This is a genomic window from Nocardia sp. NPDC023733, assembly GCF_040639775.1.
Lineage (GTDB): Bacteria > Actinomycetota > Actinomycetes > Mycobacteriales > Mycobacteriaceae > Nocardia > Nocardia rosealba.
This window is the reverse complement of record NZ_JBFAAN010000004.1, coordinates 157,451-182,547: the sequence shown is the minus strand read 5'-3', so window position 1 is coordinate 182,547 and position 25,097 is coordinate 157,451. Positions and strand designations below refer to the sequence as shown.

Sequence of the window (25,097 nt, the reverse complement as noted above, 5' to 3'; positions counted from 1 at the left end):
AAATCTCCGATCACCGTGCGTCGACTTCCGGGAAATCGCGATCGGCCCCTGTCGCCAAGTCGTCGCACGTGACGCACACCATATCCTGTCGGGTACCCAAATAGGAACCTGCCCCCGCATCCCCAACGGCGGCAGTGTAAATGGCTTCCCAGTGCTTGTTCTCTATCACAACTGGATGGCCCGGAGTGTCGTGGAACACACCACGAGCCAAACCGCTCTCACTCTCGCGGGCCGCGGCGAGTACTCGCCCCACCACTTCGGCATCGATATCGGGGGTATCGACGGGTCGGAAGGCCACATATCGGGTACCTGCCCGCGCCGCCTCGGCCAACCCCGCGCGCACCGTGGCCGACAGCCCGGTGGCCCAGTCGGCGACCCAGTGCCACCGGGTGCCGGGTGGCAGGTTCAGTGGCGCCGGGTCGGGGCCGGTGGCGCCGAGCAGCACGATCACCGGGTCGCAGCCGCCGTCTCGCAAGGCAGTGACCGCGGCGGTGAGCCAGGCACCGTTTTCGGCGAGTGCCTTGGGTTTGCGGTAGCGGGTTCCGGCGCCCGCCGCGAGGACGATGCCCGCGCACGAGTCGTGCGTGAGCGCTTCGATCCGGGGCATGCAGGTGAAGGTAATGGCGCAATGTTGCCGGTCGATTACGGCCGGGGAGCGCGCGGGCGACGACACGGGTACGTCGGCGGTCGGCTCGAGTGGCGGGCCGCCGACATTGGGGAGATGCTGGATCGATGACTAGGGAAGCGATCGGACTCGCGGGCTTCAACTCGTTGCCCGACGACGCCGCTGAGCAGGCATTGCTTGCCTGTTGCTCGTCGCCACGCTGGGCGCGGGCCATCGCCGCCGCCCGGCCGTACCCGACTCTGCTGTCCTTGCTGGATGCCGCCGACGTGGCCGTCGACATGCTCAGCGAGGCCGATATCGATGCCGCGCTCGCCGGGCACCCTCGCATCGGTGACCGCGCCACCGGCACCGCCGCCCACGAACAGTCCGGCGTCACCGGCGACGACGTGCGCGCACGACTGGCGGCGGGCAACCGGGCCTACGAGGAGAAGTTCGGGCACATCTACCTGGTCTGTGCGGCGGGCCGCGACGGTGAGGAATTGCTCGCCGTGCTGCGGGCACGTCTGGAAAACGATCCGACGACCGAAAGGCAGGTTATGCGAAAGGAATTGGCGAAGATCAATCTGCTGCGCCTGACACAGCTGGTGGCGTCATGACCGGGCTGAGCACGCATGTGCTCGATGCCGTACGCGGAGTCCCCGCCGAGGGGGTCGCCGTGTGGTTGATGCGCGGTGAGTTGCGGCTCACCGAGGCATTGACCGATGCCGACGGGCGAGTGAAAGAGCTCGCCGCCGGGCTGAATCCGGGCGAATACCAGTTGTACTTCGATACCGGCAGTTACTTCGCGGCTCAGGGCGTCGAGACGTTCTACCCGGAGGTCTGTATCGCTTTCACCGTCGGCGAGCAAGCGCATCTGCATGTGCCGCTGCTGCTTTCGCCGTTCGCCTATTCGACCTACCGAGGGAGTTGAGCCGTGGCACTGACCGGCCCGATCATGTTGACCGACAACCGATACGGCAAGGCCGAGAACCGGGTGGTGCGGTTCTACCGGGAGAACGCACGCCACGAGATCCGCGATGTGAATGTCACGACCACCCTGCGGGGTGACTTCGAGGCGGCCTATACCGAGGGCGATCAGCGGCAGGTGCTGCCGACCGATACGCAGAAGAACACGGCGTTCGCCTTTGCTAAGAAGGTCGGTCTCGACACCGTCGAGGATTACGCGATCGCGTTGGCGAGGCATTTCCACGAGACCGTCGAGCCGGTCGGCAGTGCTCGCGTCGATGTCGAATCCTATGGCTGGCAGCGGGTTTCGATCAACGGTGCCGAACACGATCACACCTGGGTGCGGCAGGGTCCTGAGGTGCGCATCGTGGCGGTGACGGCCGCCGATGCCGGAACCTGGCTGATCGGCGGGATCAAGGATCTCGTGCTGCTCAAGTCGACCGGGTCGGAATTCGCCGACTTCCTCGTCGACGAATACACCACCTTGGCGCCCACGAACGATCGCGTCCTGGCCACCTCCCTCGACGTGCATTGGCGATTCGCCGACATCGATGGCATCGACTGGGACGAGGTGTTCGCCGGTATCCGCGCCACCCTGCTGGAACTGTTCGCCACCACCTATTCCCGCGCACTGCAGCAGACCCTCTACGCGATGGGAACCGCTGTGCTGGAACGTTTCCCGATGCTCGCCGAGATCCGCCTGTCGGCCCCGAACAAACACCACTTCGACTACGACCTCGACCGATTCGATATCGAGAACAAGGGTGAGGTGTTCTGGGCCGCCGACCGCCCCTACGGTTCGATCCACGCGACCTTGCAGCGTGCGGACGCGCCCGATGCCGGAACGGCGTGGTCGGCATGAGCGGGCCGGGTGTGGTCGCCGTCGGCGGCGCGGCGGGTCCCGGGACGGTCGTGCGTGCGATGCGTAGTGGGGCGAGGTGGTCGTGGTGAGCGCGCCGGATCTGGTTGTCGACGGGTGTGCGGTAGTCACTGTCGACGCTTCCGGGACCGAATATCGGTGCGGATGGGTTTCGGTGCGCGGCAACAGGATCGAAGCGCTCGGGGAAGGCAGGGCACCGGCGTTCGGTCCGGAGACCGCGCGGATCGACGGGCGGGGTTGCTTGCTCACGCCGGGATTGGTGAACACCCATCACCACCTCTACCAGTGGATCACCCGTGGGCTCGCCGCCGACAGCACCCTGTTCGAATGGCTGAAAACCCTGTACCCGGTGTGGGCGCGGATCGACGAGAAGTCGGTGCGGGTGGCCGCGACCGGTGCACTGGTGTCGCTGGCCCGGACCGGGTGCACCACCTCCGCCGACCACCACTACCTGTTCCCGCACGGTGGTGGTGACCTGCTCGCCGCCGAGATCGCGGCCGCCGCCGAGGTGGGGTTGCGCTTCCATCCCACGCGCGGGTCGATGGACCTCGGGCAGAGCAAGGGCGGGCTGCCGCCCGACGACGTGGTCGAGTCCATCGACGACATCCTCGCCGCGAGCACCACCGCGATCGAGCAGTGGCACGACCCCTCGCCCGACGCCATGGTGCGCATCGGCCTCGCCCCCTGTTCCCCGTTCTCGGTGACCGCCGACCTGATGCGCGAATCGGCTGCCCTGGCGCGCTCGGCCGGGGTGCGGTTGCACACCCACCTCGCCGAAACCGTCGATGAGCTGGACTTCTGCCGCGAGAACTTCGACTGCACGCCCACCGAGTACATGGAACGGCTCGGCTGGCTCGGCGACGACGTCTGGTACGCCCACGGCGTGCACCTCGACGACCACGCGATCTCGGCGATGGCCCGCACCGGCACCGGCATCGCCCACTGCCCGACCTCCAACGGCCGCCTCGGCGCGGGCATCGCCCGCACCACCGACCTGGTCGCGGCGGGCATTCCCGTCGGCCTCGGCGTCGACGGCGCGGCCAGCAACGAGTCGAGCTCGCTGATCGAGGAGCCACGCAACGCCCTCCTCTACGCCCGGGCTGTCGGCGGCCCCCAGGCGATGACTGTGCGCGGGGCACTCGAACTCGCCACCATGGGCGGTGCCCGCGTCCTCGGCCGGGCCGACGACATCGGCTCGATCGAACCCGGAAAACTCGCCGACCTCGCCCTCTGGCGCCTCGACACCCCCGCCCACGCGGGCATCGAAGACCCGGTCGTCGCCCTGATCCTCGGCTCCGCACCGCCACTGGCCGCCCTGTTCGTGAACGGTCGCGAGGTGGTCCGCGACGGCGTGGTCACCACAGTCGACGAAGCGGCCGTCGGCGCCGACGTCGCCCAGGCCCAGGCCACCCTCCTCGCCGGAGCCTGATCCCCGGAACGCGCCGATCAAGATCACCACGCGCTGGTGGCGGGACCTACTCGGCCGATGCCGCCACCACAGCGTGGTGATCGGGCGACCAGGTGCGGAACGCGGGTGGAGGGGCACACTGGAGGGTGGATATCGGGTTTACCGTGGCGCAATCTCGAGTGGGTGTCGCGCAACATCGTGGCAACTCGCCGCCCCTAGTGTGGCTGGTGAGGTAAGCGAGGTGAATGTGGATCTGGATACCGTGCGGGAGGTGGTGCTCGCTCGCCGGCGCGCCGATTTGGCGCAGGTCGGGGCGGGGAGCGCGGTGCTGGCGGGCGGGACCTTCCTCTACTCCGAACCCCACGATCACCTCGACCGGCTGGTCGACATCACCACGCTGGGCTGGCCGTCGCTCGTCGAGACCGCCGAGGGCCTGGAAATCGCCGCGACCTGCACGCTCGCCGAGTTCGCCGGTGCGCGTCCCGGTCAGGAACTCGGCTCGAAGACGCTGCGGCCGGATTGGCCAGGTACGGAATTGTTCGCGCGGGCGTGCCGGGCTCTGCTCGCCTCGCACAAGATCTGGCGCACGGCGACGGTCGGCGGAAACGTATGCCTCTCCCTGCCCGCCGGTGCCGTACTCGGCGCGCTGGTCGCGCTCGACGCTGACGCGGTGGTGTGGCCGCATGAGGGTGGTGAACGGCGAATCGCGTTGCGCGACTTCGTGAGCGGCCCTGGAACGAATGTGCTGCCGTCGGGATCGGTGGTCCGCTCCTTCGTCGTCGCGCTACGGAATCTCCACGCGCGCACCAGTTTTCGGAAGATCGCGTTGGCTCCGCTCGGGCGTTCCGGTTGCGTTGTGATGGGCAGGCGCACAGCGGACGCCTGCGCACTGACGATCACGGCGGCGACGACCCGGCCCGTTGTCCTGGAGTTCGGCGGACCGCCGAGCGTGGACGCGCTCGCCTCCGCGCTCGCCGAGATCCCACCGAACACCTGGTTCGACGATCCACACGGCGCACCGGACTGGCGCAGACACGTCACCCACCTGCTGGCGACCGAGGTTGTCGCCGACCTGGCGGAGGGCCGGTCGTGAACCCGGCGACCCGGTACGAGGGAGGTGGACCGTGCGGCTAGAAGTCGACGGCCGCGTCGTCGAAGCGGCGCCCAGGCCGGGTCAGTGCCTGCGGACTCTGCTGCGGGAGCAGGGCACTCTCGCGGTGAAGAAGGGCTGCGATTCCGGCGACTGCGGCGCCTGCTCGGTCCTGCTCGACGGCGCCCCGGTCCACTCCTGCCTGATCCCCGCCCACCGCGCCGCCGACCGCACCGTCACCACCGCCGCCGGTCTTTCCGGCGAAGCCGGACCGAACACCGTGCAGCGCAGTTTCGTCGACAATGCCGCGTTCCAATGCGGCTTCTGCACCGCCGGAATGGTCGTCACCGCCACCGGATTACTCCGCGACCGCACCGATTCGGAAATCACCGAGGACGAGCGCGCGGAGTTGATGAAAGGAAACCTGTGCCGCTGCACGGGTTACCGAGCCATTACCGACGCCCTCACCGCGTGTGCACCACTGTGCACAACTCGTGAGGCCACCCCTGAACCGCCTCCCGGTGTGGAAGCGCGAGTCAGAGTGCCTGGCGATGCCGCCTTTGGCCAGCCTCCCGGTGTGGAAGCACGAGCTGGAGTGCCTGGCGATGCCCCCCTTGAACAGCCTCCCGGTATGGAGGCACGAGTTGGAGTACCTGCCGATGCCTCCTCCGTGCGCCCGCACGATGGGCAGCGGCGGAGTGCCGGAGGTGTGACGACGGCGTCCGCGGGGGAGGGTCCTGCGGTGGCGGGCCGTGAGGTGCGGGCGGTCGCGGAGCGGGTGCGGGGCGAGGAGTTCGGGGCGGGGCAGGTCGGTAAGGGTGTGGGGGCGCCTGCTGGGGAACGGGTTGTGCGGGGCGGCGAGGCTTTCACGTTCGATGTCGGGGTGGGGGAAGAGCGGGGCCCGGGGGTGGCGCCTTGGCATATCGCGGTGTTGAGCAGTCCGCACGCGCATGCACGGGTGGTGTCGATAGACATCGCGGAGGCCGAGGCTGTGCCCGGCGTGCGGGCGGTGCTGACCTCGGCGGAGGCGCCGGGGGTGGCGTTTTCCACGGCACGGCATGAATTCCGGGAGGACGATCCCGACGACACCTTCGTCCTCGATCGCACGGTGCGTTTCGTCGGGCAGCGCGTCGCGGCGGTGGTGGGGGAGACCCTCGACGCGGCGCGGGCGGGGGTGCGGGCATTGCGGGTGGAGTACGACGTTCTGCCCGCTGTGTTCGAGCCGGCGGAGGCGCTCGGAGACGACGCGCCGAAGCTGCACGGGGACAAGCCGGATTCCGCGCGTATCGCCGACCCGCAACGCAACCTGATCGCTGAAATACACGGTGGTGTCGGTGATTTCGATCGTGGTATCGAAGAAGCGGCGCACGTTGTCCGTGGTGTCTGGCATTCGCCGCGCGTGCAGCATGTGCACCTGGAAACGCACGGTGGAATCGGCTGGCTCGACGACAACGGCAGGCTCGTACTGCGCACGAGCACCCAGGTCCCGTTCCTGGTTCGCGACGAACTGTGCCACCTGTTCGGCCTGGACCGCGACCGGGTGCGGGTATTCGCGGCACGGGTCGGCGGCGGGTTCGGCGCTAAACAGGAGATGCTGGTCGAAGACCTCATCGCGCTCGCAGTCCTGCGCACCGGGCATCCGGTGCAATATGAATTCACGCGGACCGACGAATTCACCTCTGCCACTTGCCGTCACCCGATGCGGGTGGAGGTGACTGCCGCCGCCGACAGCAATGGGCTGCTCACCGCATTGTCGGTCGACGTGCTCGCCGACGCGGGTGCCTACGGCAACCACAGTGCGGGTGTGCTGTTCCATTCCGTCGGCGAATCGGTGGCTGTCTACCGGTGCCCGAACAAAAGAGTCGACGCACAAGCGGTGTACACCAACAACATTCCCTCCGGTGCCTTCCGCGGTTACGGGCTCGGTCAGGTGATCTTCGGCGTGGAGTCCGCTGTCGACGAACTGGCCCGCCGAATCGGCGCCGACCCGTTCGATTTCCGCAGGCGCAATGTGGTCGTTCCAGGCGACCGGTTCACCGGCGCCGAAGTCGACGAAAGCGACCTCACCTTCGGCAGCTACGGCCTGGACCAGTGCCTCGACACCGCCCAGCGGGCGCTGCATCGCGGTAACGGTGCGAAGGCGCCCGGCCCCGACTGGCGCGTCGGAGAAGGAATGGCGGTGGCGATGATCGCGACCGTTCCACCGCGCGGCCATCACGCCGACGCGACGGCGCACCTGCTCATCGACGGACGCTATGAGATGAGCGTGGGCACAGCGGAATTCGGCAATGGAACCACCACCGTCCACGCCCAGCTCGCCGCGACCGCCCTGGCGACATCCGCCGATCGGATCGTGATCCGCCAATCCGACACCGACCTCGTCGGGCACGACACCGGCGCTTTCGGTTCGACCGGCACCATGGTCGCGGGCAAGGCGTCCTATGCCGCCGCACTGGAACTGCACGCGATGATGCTGGCGCGAGCCGCCAAGGTGAGCGGCCATCCCGAACGGGATTGCGTGCTGGAGGCGGGTGGCGTGCGCTGTGGGGACGAAGTCGTCACAGCCGCACAACTCCTCGCCGACGGCGACCTCGTCGCCCACGGAACCCATTCGGGCACACCGCGATCGGTGAGCTTCAACGTGCACGCCTTCCGGGTAGCCGTGCGTCCCCCGACGGGCGAGGTGCGGATTCTGCAATCCATCCAGGTGGCCGACGCGGGCACCGTACTCAATCCGGTGCAGTTGCGCGGTCAGGTGGAAGGTGGTGTCGCGCAGGCCATCGGTACCGCGCTCTACGAAGACATGCGCACCGACGCGGGCGTGGTGACCACACGCACCCTGCGGCACTACCACGTTCCGCAATTCGCGGACCTGCCCCGCACGGAGGTGTATTTCGCCGAAACCAGTGACGCGCTCGGCCCGCTCGGTGCCAAATCGATGAGTGAGTCTCCCTACAACCCGGTTGCCCCGGCCCTGGCGAACGCGATCCGCGACGCCATCGATGTCAGACCCGACCGATTACCGATGACCGCCGACCGGATCTGGCGGCTCGCGAGGAAAGGAACGGCCGAGTGAATACCCGACTGCCCGAACACATCCGGGCACGCGTCGACGCAGTCCTCGATTCCGTCGACGCGGAACTGCGGCTGCGGTATCCCGGTCAGGGGACGCGGATTCAACCGGTGCACACGGTGTATGTCCCGGCCGACCGTGCCACCGCCGACACCCCAGCGGAATGGGGCGCCACGGCGCTGGAACTGCTGGATCGCCATGCCGACTTCCTCGCCGGTCTCGACACCACCGATTCCCTTCCCGCGGTCCGGGCAGGCCTATCCGCTCGACCGGTGCAGGACCTGCGGATAGATTTCGAGGACGGATACGGTTTCCGCGCCGACGATGTGGAAGACGCCGCCGCGACAGCAGCGGGAAAGACCTTGGCATTGATGGCCGAAAAGCCCGGCGCACCCGGTTCGTTCGGTATCCGGATCAAGGGGCTGGCGAAGGACGAACGCAGGCGAGCGCTGCGGACGCTGGAATTGGTGCTCGACGGCGTCGCCGACGTATTACCCGGATTCCTCTTCACCGTTCCGAAAATCCGAGCGGCCGAACAGGTCTCGGCCATTGTCGACATCTGCTCCGGCATCGAACGCGCCCACGGACTTCCCGACCACACCCTGCGCTTCGAACTGCAGATCGAAAGCCCGCAGGCGATCATCGCGCCCGACGGCACAGCCCCCATCGCCCGCATGCTCGCCCTGTCCGACAACCGCTGCAGTGCCTTGCATTTCGGCACCTACGACTACACCGCCGCCTGTGGAATCGCCGCCACCGACCAGGCGCTCGACCATCCGGCCGCAGACCACGCCAAGACGGTGATGCAGGTCGCCGCCGCCCAGACCGGCGTGTGGATCTGCGACGGCTCCACCCAGATAGTGCCTGGCAACGACCCCGAATTCGCTTTCACCAACCACTACCGCTTGGTGGAACGTGCTCTGCGCCGCGGCTACTACCAGGGCTGGGACATGCACCCCGGCCACCTGGTCACCCGCTGGCTGGCCACCCACAACTTCTTCCGCACCGCCACCGAGGTGGCCGTCCCACGCCTGCAGGCCTACCTGGGCCGCGGCCAGGAAGGGGTGGTCGACGAGCCGGCCACCGCCGAAGCCCTGTCGACAACGGTGGTGCGCGCCCTGCACTGCGGTGCGGTCAACGAAGACGAGGTACGCACCCGCGCACCGGAACTCACCGAACAGACACTCGTGGACCTGATGACCCGCCGGTGGTCGAGCCGAGCGAACACCGAAGCACGGGAGACCCGATGACCGACGACTTCACCCACCTGCCCGACCTGGCGGTCCGGCCGCTCGGCGGGTCGGTGATCTGGGCGAACGACGAGTTCTTCGCCGAGAAGGAAAATCTCGTCAACCCCGGCCCGGCCGAATACCGGCCCGCTACCTTCGGGCACAAGGGGCAGATCTACGACGGCTGGGAAACCCGCCGCCACCGCGGTAGACCCGGTGACGATTCGGCCATCGTCCGCCTCGGCGTGCCCGGCGTGATCCGCGGCATCGTGGTGGACACCGCCTGGTTCAAGGGCAACTACCCACCCGAGGTGTCGGTCTCGGCGCTGGCGATCGACGGCTACCCCACCGCCGAGCAGATCGCCGAACGCACCGACTGGGTGCCCCTGCTCGACCGCGTGAAGGTCGCGGGCGACTGCCGGACCCCGTTCACCATCGACGACGAAAACCGGTGGACCCACGTCAAACTCACCATGCACCCCGACGGCGGCGTCGCCCGCCTGCGGGTCCACGGCGAGGGCAGACCCGACCCGGCGCTGCTCGGCCTCGGCCCACTCGACCTGGCCGCCCTCGAGAACGGCGCCCTGGTCCTCGACTGCTCCAACCGCTTCTACAGCTCACCCAATCAACTGCTCTACCCCGGCCAGGCGCGCGTCATGGGCGACGGCTGGGAAACTGCGCGCCGTCGCGACGACGGAAACGACTGGGTGCGCATCAGACTCGCGGGCCCCGGCGCCATCCGGCTCGCCGAGATCGACACCTCCTGCTTCCTCGGCAACAGCCCCGGCGCCGCCTCCCTCACCGGCTTCACCAGCGACGGAACCGAAGTCGAGATCATGCCGCGCACCGACCTGCTCCCCGACACCCGCCACCGGTTCGCCCTCACGCCCGCCGGCGCGTCGGTCGAAGAGGTTCGCCTCGACATCTACCCCGACGGCGGCCTGGCCCGCCTGCGGCTCTACGGCGAGCTGTCCGCATGACCGGGCCACGCGATTTCATCGGCTACGGCCGCACTCCGCCGGACCCGCGATGGCCCGGCGGCGCCCGGATCGCAGTGCAATTCGTGCTGAATTACGAAGAGGGCGGGGAGCACAACGTCCTCGACGGCTCACCGCATTCGGAAACCTTCCTGTCCGAGATGACACCGGCCGAAGCCTTCCCGAACCGGCACATGAGCATGGAATCGCTCTACGAATACGGTTCGCGCGCCGGCCTGTGGCGGATACTGCGTGCCTTCGAACGGCGCGATATCCCGCTCACCGTTTTCGCCGTCGCCCGTGCGATGCAACGCAATCCCGAAGCGGTCGCGGCCTTTCTCGAACTGGGCCACGAAATCGCCTGTCACGGTCTGCGCTGGCAGTCGTATCAGCTCGTCGATCGCGACACCGAACGTGCCGACATGGCCGAGGCCGTGCGCATCCTCACCGACCTCACCGGTGCGCCGCCACGCGGCTGGTACACCGGCCGCGACTCACCCAACACCCGCGAATTGGTCGTCGAACACGGTGGTTTCGTCTACGACGCCGACTCCTACGCCGACGATCTGCCCTACTGGACCACGGTGCACGGGCAGCAGCACCTCGTCGTCCCGTACACCCTCGACACCAACGACATGCGCTACTGCTCACCGGCGGGCTTCGCCACCGGCGAGGAGTTCTACGCCCACCTGCGCGACGCCTTCGACGTGCTGTACCGCGAAGGGACCGAGGGTAGCCCGAAGATGCTCTCGGTCGGCCTGCACTGCCGCATCGCGGGCCGCCCCGCCCGCACCGCGGCCCTGGAACGCTTCCTCGACCACGTGCAATGCCACGAGAACGTGTGGATCACGCGCCGCATCGACATCGCCGAGCACTGGCGAACGACGCATCCGGCCGGATCAGGCGAACAGGTCCCGGACGAACGGGAGCGAGTCGACCAGTGAGGCGTTGACCGTGCCGTCGTGGTCGGTGGGGTAGGTGCGGGTGGTCACCGGCTGGCGATCGGCCTCGAGCACCGCGAAGTAGCGCAGGGTCGCGGGGGTGACCACGTCGGTGTCGCGCAGGCCCTGGGCCAGCAGCAGCGGGCGGTCGTAGCCGGATTCGGGCAGGCCCATGTACTCGCCGAGCAGGCCGCGCAGGTTCGGGACGGACGACAGCGGGCGGGCGAACATGCTGCCCACCGACGGTTTGGCGGCGGCGAGTTCGTCGCCGAGCGGCCCGATGCACGCGGTCTGGGCGCGCTCGAGCCAGGTGCGGCCGGTGTCGGTGAGCAGGTCGTCGATGCCGAGGTCGGGGTAGGTGGTGCGCAGGCCGCTGAGGATGTACAGGACGTAGGCGGTCAGGTGCGAACTCAGGGCGATCGGGGGCACGCCCGGGCCGACGAGCCCGATGACGTCCTCGATGTAGGCGGGCACGCCCGTGCCGACGGCACCGCGATAGTCGAGTTCGGGGCCGCCGAACTCGGTGGCGTAGCGGGCGGTGAACACCGCAGCGCCGCCGCCCTGCGACTGGCCGACCACGGCCCACTTGTTCGACAGCGACGGGTAGTGCGCCGTCGCGGCGCGCACCGCGTCGACCACGTTGTGCGCCTCGACGACGCCGTTCAGATACGGGTGCTCTCCCGGCCCGCCGAGACCCGCGTAGTCGGCCGCGACCACCGCGTAGCCCTGCTTCAGCCAGGTGCCGAGGTAGGCCCAGTCGCGTTCGACGGCGGCCGGACCGGCCACGCTGTAGGCGCAGTCGTCGCCGAGGCCGACGGTGCCGTGCGCCCAGGCGATCACCGGCCAGCCGCCCGCGGGCGCCTCGCCCGGCGGGAAGTACACGGCGGCACTGGTGGTCGTGGGCTGATCGCCTGCCGTGGTGGAGCGGTAGATCAACCGCTCTGCCTGCGCGGAACCCGGCAGCGTCGCCGCGGCCGACAGTGATTCCACCGAGACGACCTGTCCGCCGGTGGGTTCGGCGTGCGCCGGAACGACCGGCAGCACGGTCAGCGCGGCCATCGCCGCGATCGTCAGCATCCTCGACTTGCGCACGGTCCCTCATTCCCTTCGTCGGACAGCCCGATTCTGCACCGTGCGCATCGGGTGTGACACGCCGGCCGGGGGTTCGGCAGTGACGACACGCACATGATCGACGCCCGGCGTGGTGTGTGAAACGACTCACAGGCTGGAAGGCTCGGGGGCGTCGGCACGCACCCGGCCGAAGATCGCTAACAGTACAAGCGTTATGCTAAAACTCCTGGTCAGCACTACCCATCGGTAGCCGCAGCGCTTGCAATCACAGGGCAAATTTCGCAAAGTTAGCAACAGCGGCGGCAAACCTAGCTGAGATTCACACAACCAACAGGTAGACGGCTATTTCCGGGTGTGCCATTGTTTGGAAGTACACCCCTCAGGCCCTAGCTAGTCCTAGCAAGCCTGCAAATTGCTTCAGCAGTACGACCCGTGCAACCGAAAGCGTTCAGCCGCCGGTTGTTTGAGCGGCCGGACGGCGCGGAGCACCGACCACACCGAGGAAGTGGAGTCAGAGATGTCGACTGCCGGCACCCCGAAGACCGCTGCGGAAATCCAGCAGGATTGGGACACCAACCCGCGCTGGAAGGGCATTACCCGCAACTACACCGCCGAGCAGGTTTCCAAGCTGCAGGGCACTGTTGTCGAGGAGCACACCCTCGCCCGTCGTGGTTCGGAGATCCTGTGGGACCTCGTGAACAACGAGGACTACATCAACTCCCTCGGCGCCCTCACCGGCAACCAGGCCGTGCAGCAGGTTCGCGCCGGCCTGAAGGCCATCTACCTGTCGGGTTGGCAGGTCGCCGGTGACGCGAACCTGTCCGGCCACACCTACCCCGACCAGTCGCTGTACCCGGCGAACTCGGTCCCCTCGGTGGTCCGTCGCATCAACAACGCGCTGCTGCGCGCCGACGAGATCGCCAAGGTCGAGGGTGACACCTCGGTCAAGAACTGGCTGGCCCCGATCGTCGCCGACGCCGAGGCCGGCTTCGGTGGCGCCCTGAACGCCTACGAGCTGCAGAAGGCCATGATCGCGGCCGGCGCCGCGGGCGTGCACTGGGAAGACCAGCTCGCCTCGGAGAAGAAGTGTGGCCACCTCGGTGGCAAGGTGCTGATCCCCACCCAGCAGCACATCCGCACGCTGACCTCCGCGCGTCTGGCCGCCGACGTCGCCGACGTGCCGTCGGTGATCATCGCCCGCACCGACGCCGAGGCCGCCACCCTCATCACCTCCGATGTGGACGAGCGCGACCGTGAGTTCCTGGACGGCACCCGCACCGCCGAGGGCTTCTTCGGTGTGAAGAACGGCATCGAGCCCTGCATCGCGCGTGCCAAGGCCTACGCCCCCTACGCCGACCTCATCTGGATGGAGACCGGCGTGCCGGACCTCGAGGTCGCGCGCAAGTTCGCCGAGTCGGTTCGCAGCGAGTTCCCGGACCAGCTGCTGGCCTACAACTGCTCGCCTTCGTTCAACTGGAAGGCGCACCTGGACGACGCGACCATCGCGAAGTTCCAGCGTGAGCTCGGCGCGATGGGCTTCAAGTTCCAGTTCATCACCCTGGCCGGCTTCCACTCGCTCAACTACGGCATGTTCGACCTGGCGCACGGCTACGCTCGCGAGGGCATGACCGCGTTCGTCGACCTGCAGGAGCGTGAGTTCAAGGCCGCCGCCGAGCGTGGCTTCACCGCCATCAAGCACCAGCGTGAGGTCGGTGCCGGCTACTTCGACACCATCGCCACCACCGTCGACCCCAACACCTCGACCGCGGCCCTCAAGGGCTCGACCGAAGAGGGTCAGTTCCACTGAGTTGCTTTGACTAGCAACGGATTTCCTCTACACCAGTAGGGGTGTACGCCCTCCCCTGCCGATCAGCCCCGGCAGGGGAGGGCATCCCTATATCGTGGGGCCCAAACCATAGTTTCGGTTTCGGCCCGTCCCCGGCTCTGGACTGACCGGAGGGTGCGACGAAGGAGCGCCCGCAGGGAGGGAAGAGCCGGGGTTTAGGGCCGAAACCTGCGGCGCCAGCCGCCAATAGACACAGGAGTGGGACGTGAGCGACAAGATTCAGCGCGTCGGCATCATCGGCGCCGGACAGATGGGCGCGGGTATCGCGGAAGTGTGCGCACGCGCGCACGTCGACGTCCTCGTCTACGAAACCACCCGTGAACTGGCCGCCGCCGGTCGTGCGCGCATCCTGCGCTCGCTCGATCGTGGCGTCAGCAGCGGCAAGATCACCGAGCGCGAGCGGGAGCAGGCCGCCTGGCGGCTGCGCTTCACCTCCGACCTCAGTGACTTCGCCGACCGTCAGCTGGTCGTCGAGGCCGTTGTCGAGAACGAAGAGGTCAAGACGGCCATCTTCAGTGAGCTGGACAAGGTCGTCACCGACCCCGACGCCGTGCTCGCCTCCAACACCTCCTCCATCCCGATCATGAAGATCGCGGTCGCCACCGCCAATCCCGAGCGTGTGGTCGGTCTGCACTTCTTCAACCCGGTGCCGGTGCTGCCGCTGGTGGAGCTGGTCACCACGCTCAAGACCAGTGAGCCGGTCGCCAAGCGGGCCGAGGCGTTCGCCGCCGATATTCTCGGCAAGCAGGTTGTTCGGTCGGCCGACCGCTCCGGGTTCGTCGTGAACGCGCTGCTGGTTCCGTACCTGCTGTCGGCTATTCGGATGGTCGAGTCCGGGTTCGCCACCAAGGAAGACGTCGACAAGGCCATGGTGCTCGGCTGTGCCCACCCGATGGGCCCGCTGGCGCTGACCGACCTCGTCGGCCTCGACACCGTGAAGTCGATCGCGGACTCGATGTACGCCGAGTTCAAGGAGCCCCTGTACTCCGCGCCGCCGCTGCTGATGCGCATGGTGGAGGCCGGTTTGCTGGGTAAGAAGACCGGCGCCGGCTTCTACCAGTACGGCAACTAGGTCACACCTGCCGACGGCCGCCTTCCTCCCACGAGACGAAGGTGGCCGTCGGTGTTTTCCGGGGGTGTTCGCAGGGGGAACGGCACACAGCCGACCGCTCGGCCTAAGCTGCTGTAGGCCGCTCGCGCACGCGCGAACCGGCTACTCGTCGAGCGCAGTAATTGCGCGGCGCCCGGTTGCCGGGCACCACGCAGGTGATGGAAAGGGATGTCCCGTTCATGGTCAACGTCACCGATGGATTCGGGTCGAGCGTTCTCGGATATCCGCGGATCGGTCCGCACCGGGAACTCAAGCGCGCGCTGGAGTCGTACTGGCGTGGGTCGCTCGAGCGGGAGGAGCTGCTCGCGGTAGGCCGGGACATCCAGGAGCGTCAGTTCGACGAGCTGGCCGCCACCGGGCTCACCCAGGTGCCGGGCAACACTTTCTCCTTCTACGACCACATCCTCGACAACGCGCTGCTGTTCGGTGCGGTGCCGTCGCGGTTCAAGCCGCATCAGGAGGGCCTGCACCCGCTGGACTTCTACTTCCTGATGGCGCGCGGTAACCCGGACCTGCCGCCGCTGGAACTGGTGCGTTTCTTCGGCACCAACTACCACTACCGTCAGCCCGAACTCGACGCCGACTCCACGTTCTCGCTGCACCCCGAGGCCCTGCTCGACGAGTGGGACCGGGCGATGGCACGCGGGATCGAACTGCGTCCGGTGGTGCTCGGACCGGTGTCGTTGCTGCTGCTGTCCAAAGCCGGCCAGGTGCCCGGCGAAGCAGAGTTCGACACGCTGAGCCTGCTCGACAAGCTGCTGCCGTTCTACGAGGAACTGTTCGAACTGCTCGCCAAGCGCGGGTCGACCTGTGTGCAGCTCGACGAACCCTGCTTCACGGGGGAGCAGTCCGACGCGGCGCTCGCGGCGTTCGAGAAGACGTATCAGCGGTTGTCGAAGGCGCCGCTGCGCCCGCGCATCCTGGTCACCGGCCAGTACGGTGATTTCGGCGAGGCGCTGCGGATTCTCGCGGCGAGCAATGTGGAGGCCATCGGGCTCGACCTGGCGTCCTACCGGATGACGCCCGAGGAGCTTGCCGAGATCCCCGGCATCCGCCGCAAGCGCATCTACGCCGGTGTCATCAGTGGCACCAATGTGTGGCGCGCCGATCGTTACGTGACGCTGAACTACCTGAACTCCATCGCCGAGGTGTGCCCCGATCTGGTGGTGTCGACCGGCACCACGCTGCTGCACGTTCCCTACGACGTGCTCGCCGAATACGACATCGAGGGCAATGTCGCCGACCGGCTCGCCTTCGCGAAACAGAAGGTGGGCGAGGTCGTCTCGCTGGCCAAGGCACTCACCGAGGGCCCGTCGGAGAAGTGGCGCAAGCGGCCCACCTCGGTGCACTTCAAGCAGAAGCACGCCGTGCGACAGCGGGTCTACGCGATCACGCCGGACATGCGCGAACGGGTGCCGTATGCCGAGCGGGCCGCCGCCCAGCAGGAACGGCTGAACCTGCCGCTGGTTCCGGCCACCACGCTCGGGTCGTTCCCACAGAGCAGCCGGTTGCGGCAGGCGCGTCACGAAGTCGCCGCGGGCCGGTTGTCCGAGCAGGACTACCGCAAGCAGGTCGAAGCCGAGATCGAGGCGACGATCCGGTTGCAGGAGGACATCGGTCTCGACGTGTTCGTGCACGGTGAGCACGAACGCAACGACATGATCCAGTTCTTCGCCGAGCAGCTCGACGGCATGGCGACCACCCGATTCGGTTGGGTGCAGGTCTACGGCTCGCGCTGCGTGCGGCCGCCGATCATCTACGGCGACGTGGCCCGGCCCGCGCCGATGTCGGTGGACTGGACCACCTACGCCCAGTCTTTGACCGACAAGCCGGTGAAGGGCATGGTCACCGGTCCCGTCACCATGCTCGCGCGCTCGTTCGTCCGCCAGGATCAGCCGCTCTACGAGACGGCCGACCAGGTGGCGCTGGCGATCCGCGACGAGGTGGTGGATCTGGAGAAGGCGGGTATCGCCATCATCCAGGTCGACGAACCCGCCATCCGCGAACTGCTCCCCGCCCGCCCCCAGGGCCGCGAGGAGTACCTGCGCTGGGCCGTCGGCGCCTTCAAACTCGCCACCTCCGGCGTGCGCCCCGACACCCAGATCCACACCCACATCGGCTATTCCGGTCGCACCGAGGTGGTCGACGCGATCGAACAACTCGACGCCGACGTCACCGCGATCGTCGCGACCCGCTCGATCGAATGGGTCATGCAGGCCCTCACCGAGGACGTCGCCACCGGCCACGGCCTCAGCCACGGCGTCGGCCCCGGCGTCTACGAAAGCCGCTCGGCCCGCATCCCCGACATCGACGAGTTCGACGAACTCCTCACCCAAGCCGCCGATGCGGTTACCCCACAACGGTTGTGGGCCAACCCCGACGGTGGTCTGAAAACCCGCCACTACTGGCAACTCGACCCGTCGCTGCGCAACATGGTCGCCGCGGCCCGCCGAGTGCGCCGCCGGGCCTTGGCCGTCCTCGCGGAAGAAGCCACCGCGAAGTAACACCTGAACCCGAAGGGGCACACCGAATCCGGTGTGCCCCTTCGTCATATCTGCGCTCGCTACCGAAAATTTCTGAACGGCAGCGCATTCGAGGCCCCAGCGGCTAGAGTTCGCCCTCGGCGGTGTCGGGTTGGGTCCAGGAGGGGCGCGGTGCTGGATCCGAACAATCATCAAGGCGCGTTCGGCGAGGACTACGTTCGGGTGCTCGCCTCGGCGGCCGGGCTGGTCTGGTCGACCGACAGTGTCGATGTCGATGGTGTGGACCTGACGATCAAGAAGCCAGGCAAGACACCGTACGGGTTTTCGCCACAGATATCGGTGCAGGTCAAAACGGTTTCGAGACCGCGGTTTCAGCGGGGACACCTGGTCTTCCCCGGCTTGACCCACAAGCAGTTCAACCAGCTCGCCGGTCCGGACTTCGCGACACCCCGGTTCCTGTTCGCCATCCACGTGCCCCGAACGGCGGATCATTTCGCCGATGCCGTGACCGGTGCGATGACGCTGCGCCACTGCGGATACTTCTTGTCGCTGCGTGATCGCACCCGGTTCGCTGCCGACGACACCAAGCGCACGCTGTCGGTGCATATTCCGCTCGGCAACATTCTCGATGTCGAGGCGCTGCGTTCGCTCGTCGCCGGAACGCCACGGTAGCCGCGATGCCGACCATGCCCCGGCACGAGGAGGTGATCGGGTATCTGCAAGCCCAGGGTTGGACGCCGCGGGAGCCGTGGGGTCGTGGCACGGTGTGGTCGAACGGCGACTTCGAAGTGCTCGTGCCCGGTGGCGACGTGGTCGACTACGGCATACGGATGCGTGAACTGGCCTTGTGTGTGGCGGATTTCGAGCAACGTCCGCTGGACATCGTTGTGCGCGACATCGTCTCGGGTGGGGTCGATGTGATCGGCTACCGTGCGGGCCACGACGGTGACGAGATCTCGCTCGAGACCGGCGCCGCCGCGCTCGCCGCGCTGCGCTCGTTGCTGGCGACCTGTGTCGACCAGGCTGCCGAGCGGGAGATCACGGCGTGGTCGATGCGCAGGTATGCAGTTGCCCAGCTGCTGGCCGCCACCACGCTGCTGCCGCACCGCGACGCCTTCGGGTTCGACGTATTTCTCGGCGGACCCGGCTCACGGCTGGGCCGCAGCTCGGCGGTCCGGCTGCTCGATGTCGCCGCGACCGTGCGCGAGGCCGCCGGCGGTGGGCACGGCTGGGGCGACGAATTCCGCCACGACACGATCGACGCTTTCGGTGCGCTCGGATCGGCTGAGCAGCATCCGATGCGTTTCGCACTCAGTTTTCACTGGTCGCGCCAAGTGCCACGACCGGATGTCGTCGTCGAGTTTCCGCGTCCGACAGTCGAGGGGTTGGGACAGATGCTGAACGTCGCGGTGGCGTCGTCGCCACCGCCGGACATGGTCTCCGACCGGGATGTGGCCGAGATCGAGGCCGTGGTCGCCGGGACCGTCGTCGGCGTCGACAACGATGCGGCCCTCAAAGCCGTTGTGCGAGGGTCACTCCGGGTCGACGGGACGAGCACCGGTCGGCAGCGCCGCATCACCGTGCGCCTGCGTACCGCGCAGGAGTACGCCCGAGCGCTCGCCGCGCACAGTTCCGGCGCGCGGGTCCGTGTCAGCGGGCTCTTCGACGGCAAACGGGACCTGCAGGTGTCCGAAAACGGATTCTTCGTCGTCGACGGCGACGAATCGTGAGAGAACGGATCGAACATTGTCGGATCAGATGAGCCCACGCGAACTCGCGGTGCTGTTGACGCTGCTCGCGGAAGCGCGCGAACTCACCAACGCCGATCTCTTCGCAGTGGCCGGGGTGACGCTCGACGGTGCGCCCCGGCGCCGGCTCAACGACCTGGGGTTGGTCGTCAGTGAGAAAGTCGGGCGGGCATTGGTGCACGAGCTCACCGAAGCGGGGGTGCAGTGGTGCGCCCGCGAACTCACCGGCCCACGCCCGGCCAAGTCGGGGTCGTTCGGTGGTGCGCTGTACGCGGTCCTGGCCGGGCTGCACCGTCACCTGGACGGCAGTGGCCGACAGCTGACCGACATCTTCCAACCCGACGTGCCCGCACAGATCCTGCGCAAGTACGCCGAGCTCACCAAGGGCAAACCGGACCAGATCCGGATCGCCGACCTGCGCAACGATCTGCCGCACATTCCGCCCGAGGATTTCACGCGCGCGATGACGGCACTGGCCGACCGCGACGGCGTGCACGTGCGCGCCGAAGCCGATCGTAAGACACTGACCGAGGACGATCACGCCGCCGCCGTGGTACTCGGTGGGACCGCGCGCCACCTGCTCACCGTCGAGGCCGGGCGTTGAACGAGCAGCAGCGCCGTGCTCTGGCGCGGGTGCAGTTCAGCACCGCACTCGGCCCGGATTCGATCTGGCGCCCCCAGACCCACCACGTCGAGGACCTGCATCGGCGGGCGTCCGCCGAGATCGCCCGGGCGATCGAACTGGCCGAGGACCGGCCGGAGATCTCACCCACCGGGTTCATCGTCAACGGTGATCCCGGTGTCGGGAAAACCCACCTGCTCGGTTGGATTCGTCAGTACGTCCACGAGCGCGAGGGCTACTTCTTCATGCCCAAGCTGATCGACGGCGAATCGTTCTGGGACGGTGCCGTCCACGGCGTCACCAACCGGCTGACCGGAGCCGACGGCGGTCAATTGCGCAGGCTGCTGATCGCCTTGGCCCGGCGGGCCGGGTGCGATCCCGAACATGTCGCGCGGATCGCGGGCCCGATGCGGCCGAAACCCGAGGACCTCGAACGATTTCTGGACGACCTGTCCGGCCCCGAGCCGCAATTGGCCTACGAATGCCGCGACACCCTGCGGGCGCTTGTGCTGTTCCGGGCGGGCGGTTCGCTGCGCGATATCGGTGACAGCTTCCTCGTCCTCCGGGAACCGCTCGAACCGGAGATCGCCGAGCAGTGGGGTTTCCGCCGTGCACAGCGCAACGCGCAGCTGATATTCCACGATCTGATCCGCCTGTTCGCCGCGGTGGGGCCGGTGGTGATCGCACTCGACCAGATCGATGCCGTGCTCGCGGAGTCGGCGACGGGCGGCATCCGGGTGGCCCATCACGCGGACAGTTTGATGAAGCTGCGGGAGGAAACGGTGCGCACCATCATCGTCGCCGCCTGCATACCCTCCACCTGGCAGCGTCTGAAGGATCAGGGGCTGACCTCGTCGGCCGACCGGTTCACCGAACTGTATCTGGACACCGCGCTACCGGGTGCCGAGGTTGCGGCGGCGGTTGTCGCCGGGCATCTCGCGGTGCAGTACGACGAGGTCGACTTCACGCCGCCCTATCCGACCTGGCCGATCCGGCCGGCCGCCTTCGACACCGACGACGTGGCTCGCTCGACACCGCGCAAGCTGCTGCAGTCGGTGGCCGAGCACGTGCGGACCTGCCTCGCCGACGAGCAACTCCGTGAACTGGACGACTTCGCCGCGCTGGATCCCGATTCGGGGCCGAAGGTCCCCGCGGCACTCGCCGACCCGAGCGTGTTCGACGCGCAGTTCGCCGCCCTGCGGGCCGCCGCCGACATCACGGCGCCGCTCGACCCGGCCAGGGAGGACGAAATCATGGTCGGGTTGCTCAACGCCGCCCTGCAGTGCTTCGTCCTGGAACGGGCCGACCGCGACGACCTGCGCATCGACGACGCGACCTCCACGGGCCGCGCGGTCCACGCCCGGCTGCGTCGCACGATCGACCCAGTCCTCGAGGTGCAGGAGCATTGGAGTTTCCGGGCGATCGCGCACACGCACCACCTAGCTGTGCAGTCCCGGATGCGTTCGGCCGTCATCGAATCCGGCATCGAGGAGACCAACGATCTGCGTCACCTGACGATCCTGCGCAACATCCCCTACTCCAACGGGCCGAAAACCCGTGCGATGCTGGACGACCTGCAGGCCGCCAACGGGACGACCCTGCCGATCGGCCAGGACGATCTGCGCACCTTCACCGCGTTGCAGCAGCTGATCGAGGACCCGAAGCCCGGTTTCGACGGCTGGCTGGTGCAGCGCGCGCCCGCCGGGCAGACGCAACTGTTCCGGCGGATCTTCGGTGACCTACCCCAACCGGTCGACGGGCCGGTGCGACCCCGAATGGATGAGGCCGAACCTCCTACCGCACAACCGGCTTCACCCAATGTCGACAGCGGTCCCGACATTGCCATGGACGACTCTCGAACCGACGGGCCGACAATCGTTCTCGGGCGGGGACTCACCGACGACGCCACCTTCAGCATTCCGCTCGACCTCCTGCGCAAGCACCTCGTCTTATTCGCGAGCAGCGGTTCGGGAAAGACCGTCCTGCTTCGGCGACTGGTGGAAGAGGTTGCTCTGCACGGTGTTTCGGCGATCGTGCTCGACGTCAACAACGACCTCTCACGGCTCGGCGATGCGTGGGAGCAACCCCCGGCAGGCTGGGGGCCCGGTGATGCCGAGAAGGCGGCGCAGTACCTGGCCGAGACCGACGTCGTCGTGTGGACACCGCGTCGTCAGGCGGGGCGGCCGCTGATCCTGAACCCGCTCCCGGATTTCGCGGCCGTGCGTGAGGATCCCGACGAACTGCGCACCGCGGTGGAGGTGGCGGCCGGTGATCTGCTGGCGCGCTCGGGAATCGCGCGGACCAAGGCGGCGCAGGCACGCGCGGTACTGTTGCAGGCCCTCCTGCATTTCGCCCGGTCGGGTGAGCCGAAACTGGAGGGACTGATCGCCCTGCTGTCGGACCTGCCCGACGGGGTGAGCCGGGTCCGCAACGCGGCCGCGCTCGCGGCCGAAATGGCCGACGGACTCACGGTTTCCATGATCAACGATCCGCTGTTCGGCGGTGACGGTGAACCGGTGGATCCCGGCGTGCTGCTCACCCCGGCGCCGGGCAAGCGCGCGCGGGTGTCGGTGATCAGCTGTGTCGGTCTGCCCGACACCGATCAGCGGGCCAGGTTCATCAGCCAGCTCCAGGTTGCGCTGTTCACCTACTTCAAGACCAACCCGGCCGGTGATCGACCGCTCGGTGCCCTGCTCGTGCTCGACGAGGCGCAGATGCTCGCGCCTTCGGGTAAGAGCACACCCGCCTCGGCCAGCACCCTCATGCTCGCCGCGCAGGCACGCAAGTACGGGCTCGGCATCGCCTACGCCACCCAGGCACCGAAAGGCCTGGACAACAAGGTGGTCGGCAATACCGCGATCCAGTTCTTCGGGCGGTTGGGGACGGCGGCGCAGATCCAGGCGGCGAAGGGTATCGCCGCCACCTGGGGCGGGAATGTGGACGATATCGGTCATCTGAAGACCGGCCAGTTCTACGGTGCCAGTGAAGGCCGGTCGTTCCGCAAGCTGGCCACGCCGCTGTGCTTGAGCCATCATCCGCCGAGTCCGCCGACCGAAACGGATGTGCTCGAGCGCGCCCGCCGCGGTCGCGAGCAGCCGTAGCCCGGCTCAGTGGCTCAGTGCCGAGACCACGAACATCGCGCCGACTCCGAGGATGGTGAGGAAGAGGGTCAGGCGGGAGGGGTGTTCGGCGTGGGCTTCGGGGAGGATGTCGGCGGTGGCGAGGTAGAGGAGGAAGCCGGCGAAGTAGCCGAGGTAGAGGCCTATCCATTGTTCGGGGACGTGGATGAGGGTGCCGAGGACGGCGCCTACCACGGGGGCGAGGGCGTCGAGGGCCAGGAGGGTGATGGCGCGTTTGCGGGCGTGGCCGTAGAGGGTGGGGATGGTGAAGGTGTTGAAGCCGTCGGCGAAGTCGTGGCAGATGACCGCGATGGCTACCGACAGGCCGACGGTGGCGCCCGCCTGGTAACCGATGCCGATGCCGAAACCGTCGAGGGTGCTGTGGAAGATCAGGCCCATCGCGGCGAGCAGGCCGACGGATTCGAAACCGTGGTGGTGCGAACCGAATTCGTCCTCGTGGCCGGTGTGGATGGCCACCGAGCGTTCGATGATGTGCAGGCTCATGAACCCGACAACCGCCGCGATCAGCGCCACCGGTACACCGAACGCCTCGTCGGGTGACTGCTCGAGGGCCTCGGGGATGAGGTCGAACGCCACCAGGCCGAGCATCACCCCGGCCGCGAGACCGAGGACCAGGTGCTTGCGGTCGCCGATGCGCATGGCGACGAAACCACCGAACAGGGTGGACAGCATGGAGACCACAGACAACAGAATTGCCATGGTGCGGGCCTATTCGTCGGCGGGTCGGTCGGGCTCGACGGGTGTCTTCGTCCGGGGTCTGGGGAACCACCGGCGCTTCTGCTTCGGCGGTGGCCCGGCTTCTTCGGTCACCTGATACCGCCGGACGTAGGCCCCGGCGAATCCTTGCAGCGTTGCCGTGACCGGGATCGCGAGCAGCGCACCGGTCGGCCCGAGCAGCGCCGCACCCGCGATCACCGCCCCGAACGCCACCGCCGGATGCATGTCGAGGGTGGTCGCGGTGATCCGTGGCTGCAGCACATAGTTCTCGAACTGCTGATACGCCACGATGAACAGCAGGATCCACAGCGCGGTGATCGGGTCGTGCACCAGCGCGACCAGCACCGGAAGGGCACCGGCGAGATAGGTTCCGACGGTCGGGATGAACTGCGAGACCACACCCACCCAGAGCGCCAGCGCGAACGCCGAGGGCACATCGAACACCCGCAGCGCCACATAGTGCGCGATCGCCGAGCACAGCGCGAGCAACGCACGCGAGTAGATGTAGCCGCCGGTCTTCTCCACCGCGATATCCCAGGCGCGCAACACATGTTTCTGCTGACGCGGCGGCAGGAGCGAACACACCCAGGTGCGGAAGCGCGGCCCGTCGGCGGCGAAATAGAACGTGAACAGCAGGACCCCGAGCAGCTGGAACAGCGCACCGATCGCGACTGTGCCGATGCCCCAGACGTTTCCGGCCAGACCCACGAGGTAGCCCTCGATGGTGGAGCTCCACTCGGTGGCGTATTTGGTGAGGTCGGCGCCGGACAGGTCCTGGTCGAAGGTGCGGTTGATCCAGTCGACCAGGTCCTGGATGTAGCCGGGTGCGTCCTGCACGAGCATGGTGACCTGGTCGATGAGCAGCGCGCCGAGCGTCCCGAAGAACGCCACCATCACCACCAGCACGACGAGGAACACCGCCCCGGTGCCCGCACCACGTGGAATGCCGTGCCGGGCAAGCCAATTCACCGCCGGCTCGATGGCGAAGGCCAGGAACAGCGACACCAGCAGAATGGTCAGCAGCCCCTGCAGCTTGCCGAGCACCCAGAAGCCCGCGATCAGCACGACGAGGGCGAGCGCGGTGTAGAGCAGGGCGCGCGGGAACCAGCTGGGCGGGGTCCGCACCGTCCAGGTGATCGGCAGGGCGCCCACCGCGGTCGGTGTGTCCGGGCGCGTATCGTCGTCGGCCAC

Annotated in this window: 20 protein-coding genes; 16 read left to right on the top strand and 4 right to left on the bottom strand. The window is 67.7% G+C overall.

Annotation, left to right across the window (positions count from 1 at the left end; translation table 11 throughout):
- Positions 1-10 precede the first annotated feature (10 nt).
- Positions 11-607, bottom strand: a complete 597-nt coding sequence (locus tag AB0F86_RS19275) for a nucleotidyltransferase family protein (RefSeq protein ID WP_356985320.1) — start codon at positions 605-607, stop codon at positions 11-13.
- A gap of 125 nt (positions 608-732) precedes the next feature.
- Between AB0F86_RS19275 and uraD the strand changes: the two genes are divergently transcribed.
- From uraD to puuE, 9 genes are all read left to right on the top strand, one after another.
- A complete protein-coding gene (uraD, locus tag AB0F86_RS19270; RefSeq protein ID WP_356985319.1) occupies positions 733-1,221 on the top strand; it encodes a 2-oxo-4-hydroxy-4-carboxy-5-ureidoimidazoline decarboxylase in 489 nt (162 codons plus the stop codon).
- Positions 1,218-1,535, top strand: a complete 318-nt coding sequence (uraH, locus tag AB0F86_RS19265) for a hydroxyisourate hydrolase (protein ID WP_067484762.1) — start codon at positions 1,218-1,220, stop codon at positions 1,533-1,535. The genes uraD and uraH overlap by 4 nt, the downstream gene beginning before the upstream one ends.
- A gap of 24 nt (positions 1,536-1,559) precedes the next feature.
- Positions 1,560-2,432 carry a factor-independent urate hydroxylase gene (gene pucL, locus AB0F86_RS19260; RefSeq protein WP_356985395.1) on the top strand — a complete coding sequence of 291 codons (873 nt, stop codon included), beginning with the start codon at positions 1,560-1,562 and terminating at the stop codon, positions 2,430-2,432.
- 85 nt (positions 2,433-2,517) lie between these two features.
- A complete protein-coding gene (locus AB0F86_RS19255) occupies positions 2,518-3,879 on the top strand; it encodes an 8-oxoguanine deaminase (RefSeq protein WP_356985318.1) in 1,362 nt (453 codons plus the stop codon).
- A gap of 220 nt (positions 3,880-4,099) precedes the next feature.
- Positions 4,100-4,951 carry an FAD binding domain-containing protein gene (locus tag AB0F86_RS19250; RefSeq protein ID WP_356985317.1) on the top strand — a complete coding sequence of 284 codons (852 nt, stop codon included), beginning with the start codon at positions 4,100-4,102 and terminating at the stop codon, positions 4,949-4,951.
- 31 nt (positions 4,952-4,982) lie between these two features.
- Entirely contained in the window at positions 4,983-8,024 is a 3,042-nt protein-coding gene (locus AB0F86_RS19245) for a molybdopterin cofactor-binding domain-containing protein (RefSeq protein ID WP_356985316.1), read from the top strand.
- On the top strand, positions 8,021-9,271 hold the full coding sequence (locus AB0F86_RS19240) for an aldolase/citrate lyase family protein (protein WP_356985315.1): 1,251 nt from the start codon (positions 8,021-8,023) through the stop codon (positions 9,269-9,271). The genes AB0F86_RS19245 and AB0F86_RS19240 overlap by 4 nt, the downstream gene beginning before the upstream one ends.
- Positions 9,268-10,230 carry an allantoicase gene (gene alc / locus AB0F86_RS19235; RefSeq protein ID WP_356985314.1) on the top strand — a complete coding sequence of 321 codons (963 nt, stop codon included), beginning with the start codon at positions 9,268-9,270 and terminating at the stop codon, positions 10,228-10,230. Before AB0F86_RS19240 ends, alc begins: the two co-directional genes overlap by 4 nt.
- Positions 10,227-11,171 (top strand): allantoinase PuuE, encoded by a 945-nt coding sequence (gene puuE, locus AB0F86_RS19230; protein WP_225278454.1) that lies wholly within the window; start codon positions 10,227-10,229, stop codon positions 11,169-11,171. The genes alc and puuE overlap by 4 nt, the downstream gene beginning before the upstream one ends.
- Here the strand turns inward: puuE and AB0F86_RS19225 are convergent.
- Positions 11,127-12,245 (bottom strand): lipase family protein, encoded by a 1,119-nt coding sequence (locus AB0F86_RS19225; protein WP_356985394.1) that lies wholly within the window; start codon positions 12,243-12,245, stop codon positions 11,127-11,129. The genes puuE and AB0F86_RS19225 overlap by 45 nt on opposite strands.
- A 511-nt stretch (positions 12,246-12,756) precedes the next feature.
- Between AB0F86_RS19225 and aceA the strand changes: the two genes are divergently transcribed.
- The 7 genes from aceA to AB0F86_RS19190 all read left to right on the top strand — a co-directional run bounded on the left by aceA (position 12,757) and on the right by AB0F86_RS19190 (position 23,150).
- Positions 12,757-14,046, top strand: coding sequence for an isocitrate lyase (gene aceA / locus AB0F86_RS19220; RefSeq protein ID WP_067484780.1), 1,290 nt, complete (start codon positions 12,757-12,759; stop codon positions 14,044-14,046).
- Positions 14,047-14,290: 244 nt separating this feature from the next.
- Complete coding sequence (locus AB0F86_RS19215) at positions 14,291-15,157, top strand: 3-hydroxybutyryl-CoA dehydrogenase (RefSeq protein ID WP_084457380.1); 867 nt, start codon at positions 14,291-14,293, stop codon at positions 15,155-15,157.
- Positions 15,158-15,375: 218 nt separating this feature from the next.
- Positions 15,376-17,700, top strand: a complete 2,325-nt coding sequence (metE, locus tag AB0F86_RS19210; protein ID WP_356985393.1) for a 5-methyltetrahydropteroyltriglutamate--homocysteine S-methyltransferase — start codon at positions 15,376-15,378, stop codon at positions 17,698-17,700.
- A 150-nt stretch (positions 17,701-17,850) separates the two neighbouring features.
- Positions 17,851-18,351 carry a DUF4365 domain-containing protein gene (locus AB0F86_RS19205; protein ID WP_225278456.1) on the top strand — a complete coding sequence of 167 codons (501 nt, stop codon included), beginning with the start codon at positions 17,851-17,853 and terminating at the stop codon, positions 18,349-18,351.
- A 5-nt stretch (positions 18,352-18,356) separates the two neighbouring features.
- Positions 18,357-19,409 carry a hypothetical protein gene (locus tag AB0F86_RS19200; protein WP_356985313.1) on the top strand — a complete coding sequence of 351 codons (1,053 nt, stop codon included), beginning with the start codon at positions 18,357-18,359 and terminating at the stop codon, positions 19,407-19,409.
- 28 nt (positions 19,410-19,437) lie between these two features.
- The gene (locus AB0F86_RS19195) at positions 19,438-20,031 is read left to right on the top strand and encodes a hypothetical protein (RefSeq protein ID WP_356985312.1); all 594 of its coding nucleotides are present in this window, start codon (positions 19,438-19,440) and stop codon (positions 20,029-20,031) included.
- A complete protein-coding gene (locus AB0F86_RS19190; protein WP_356985311.1) occupies positions 20,028-23,150 on the top strand; it encodes a DUF87 domain-containing protein in 3,123 nt (1,040 codons plus the stop codon). Before AB0F86_RS19195 ends, AB0F86_RS19190 begins: the two co-directional genes overlap by 4 nt.
- 6 nt (positions 23,151-23,156) lie before the next feature.
- On the opposite strand, the gene AB0F86_RS19185 is transcribed toward AB0F86_RS19190, so the two are convergent.
- Together AB0F86_RS19185 and AB0F86_RS19180 are read right to left on the bottom strand one after the other, a co-directional pair.
- Positions 23,157-23,888, bottom strand: coding sequence for a ZIP family metal transporter (locus AB0F86_RS19185; protein ID WP_356985310.1), 732 nt, complete (start codon positions 23,886-23,888; stop codon positions 23,157-23,159).
- Positions 23,889-23,897: 9 nt separating this feature from the next.
- Positions 23,898-25,097 carry an AI-2E family transporter gene (locus AB0F86_RS19180; RefSeq protein WP_356985309.1) on the bottom strand — a complete coding sequence of 400 codons (1,200 nt, stop codon included), beginning with the start codon at positions 25,095-25,097 and terminating at the stop codon, positions 23,898-23,900.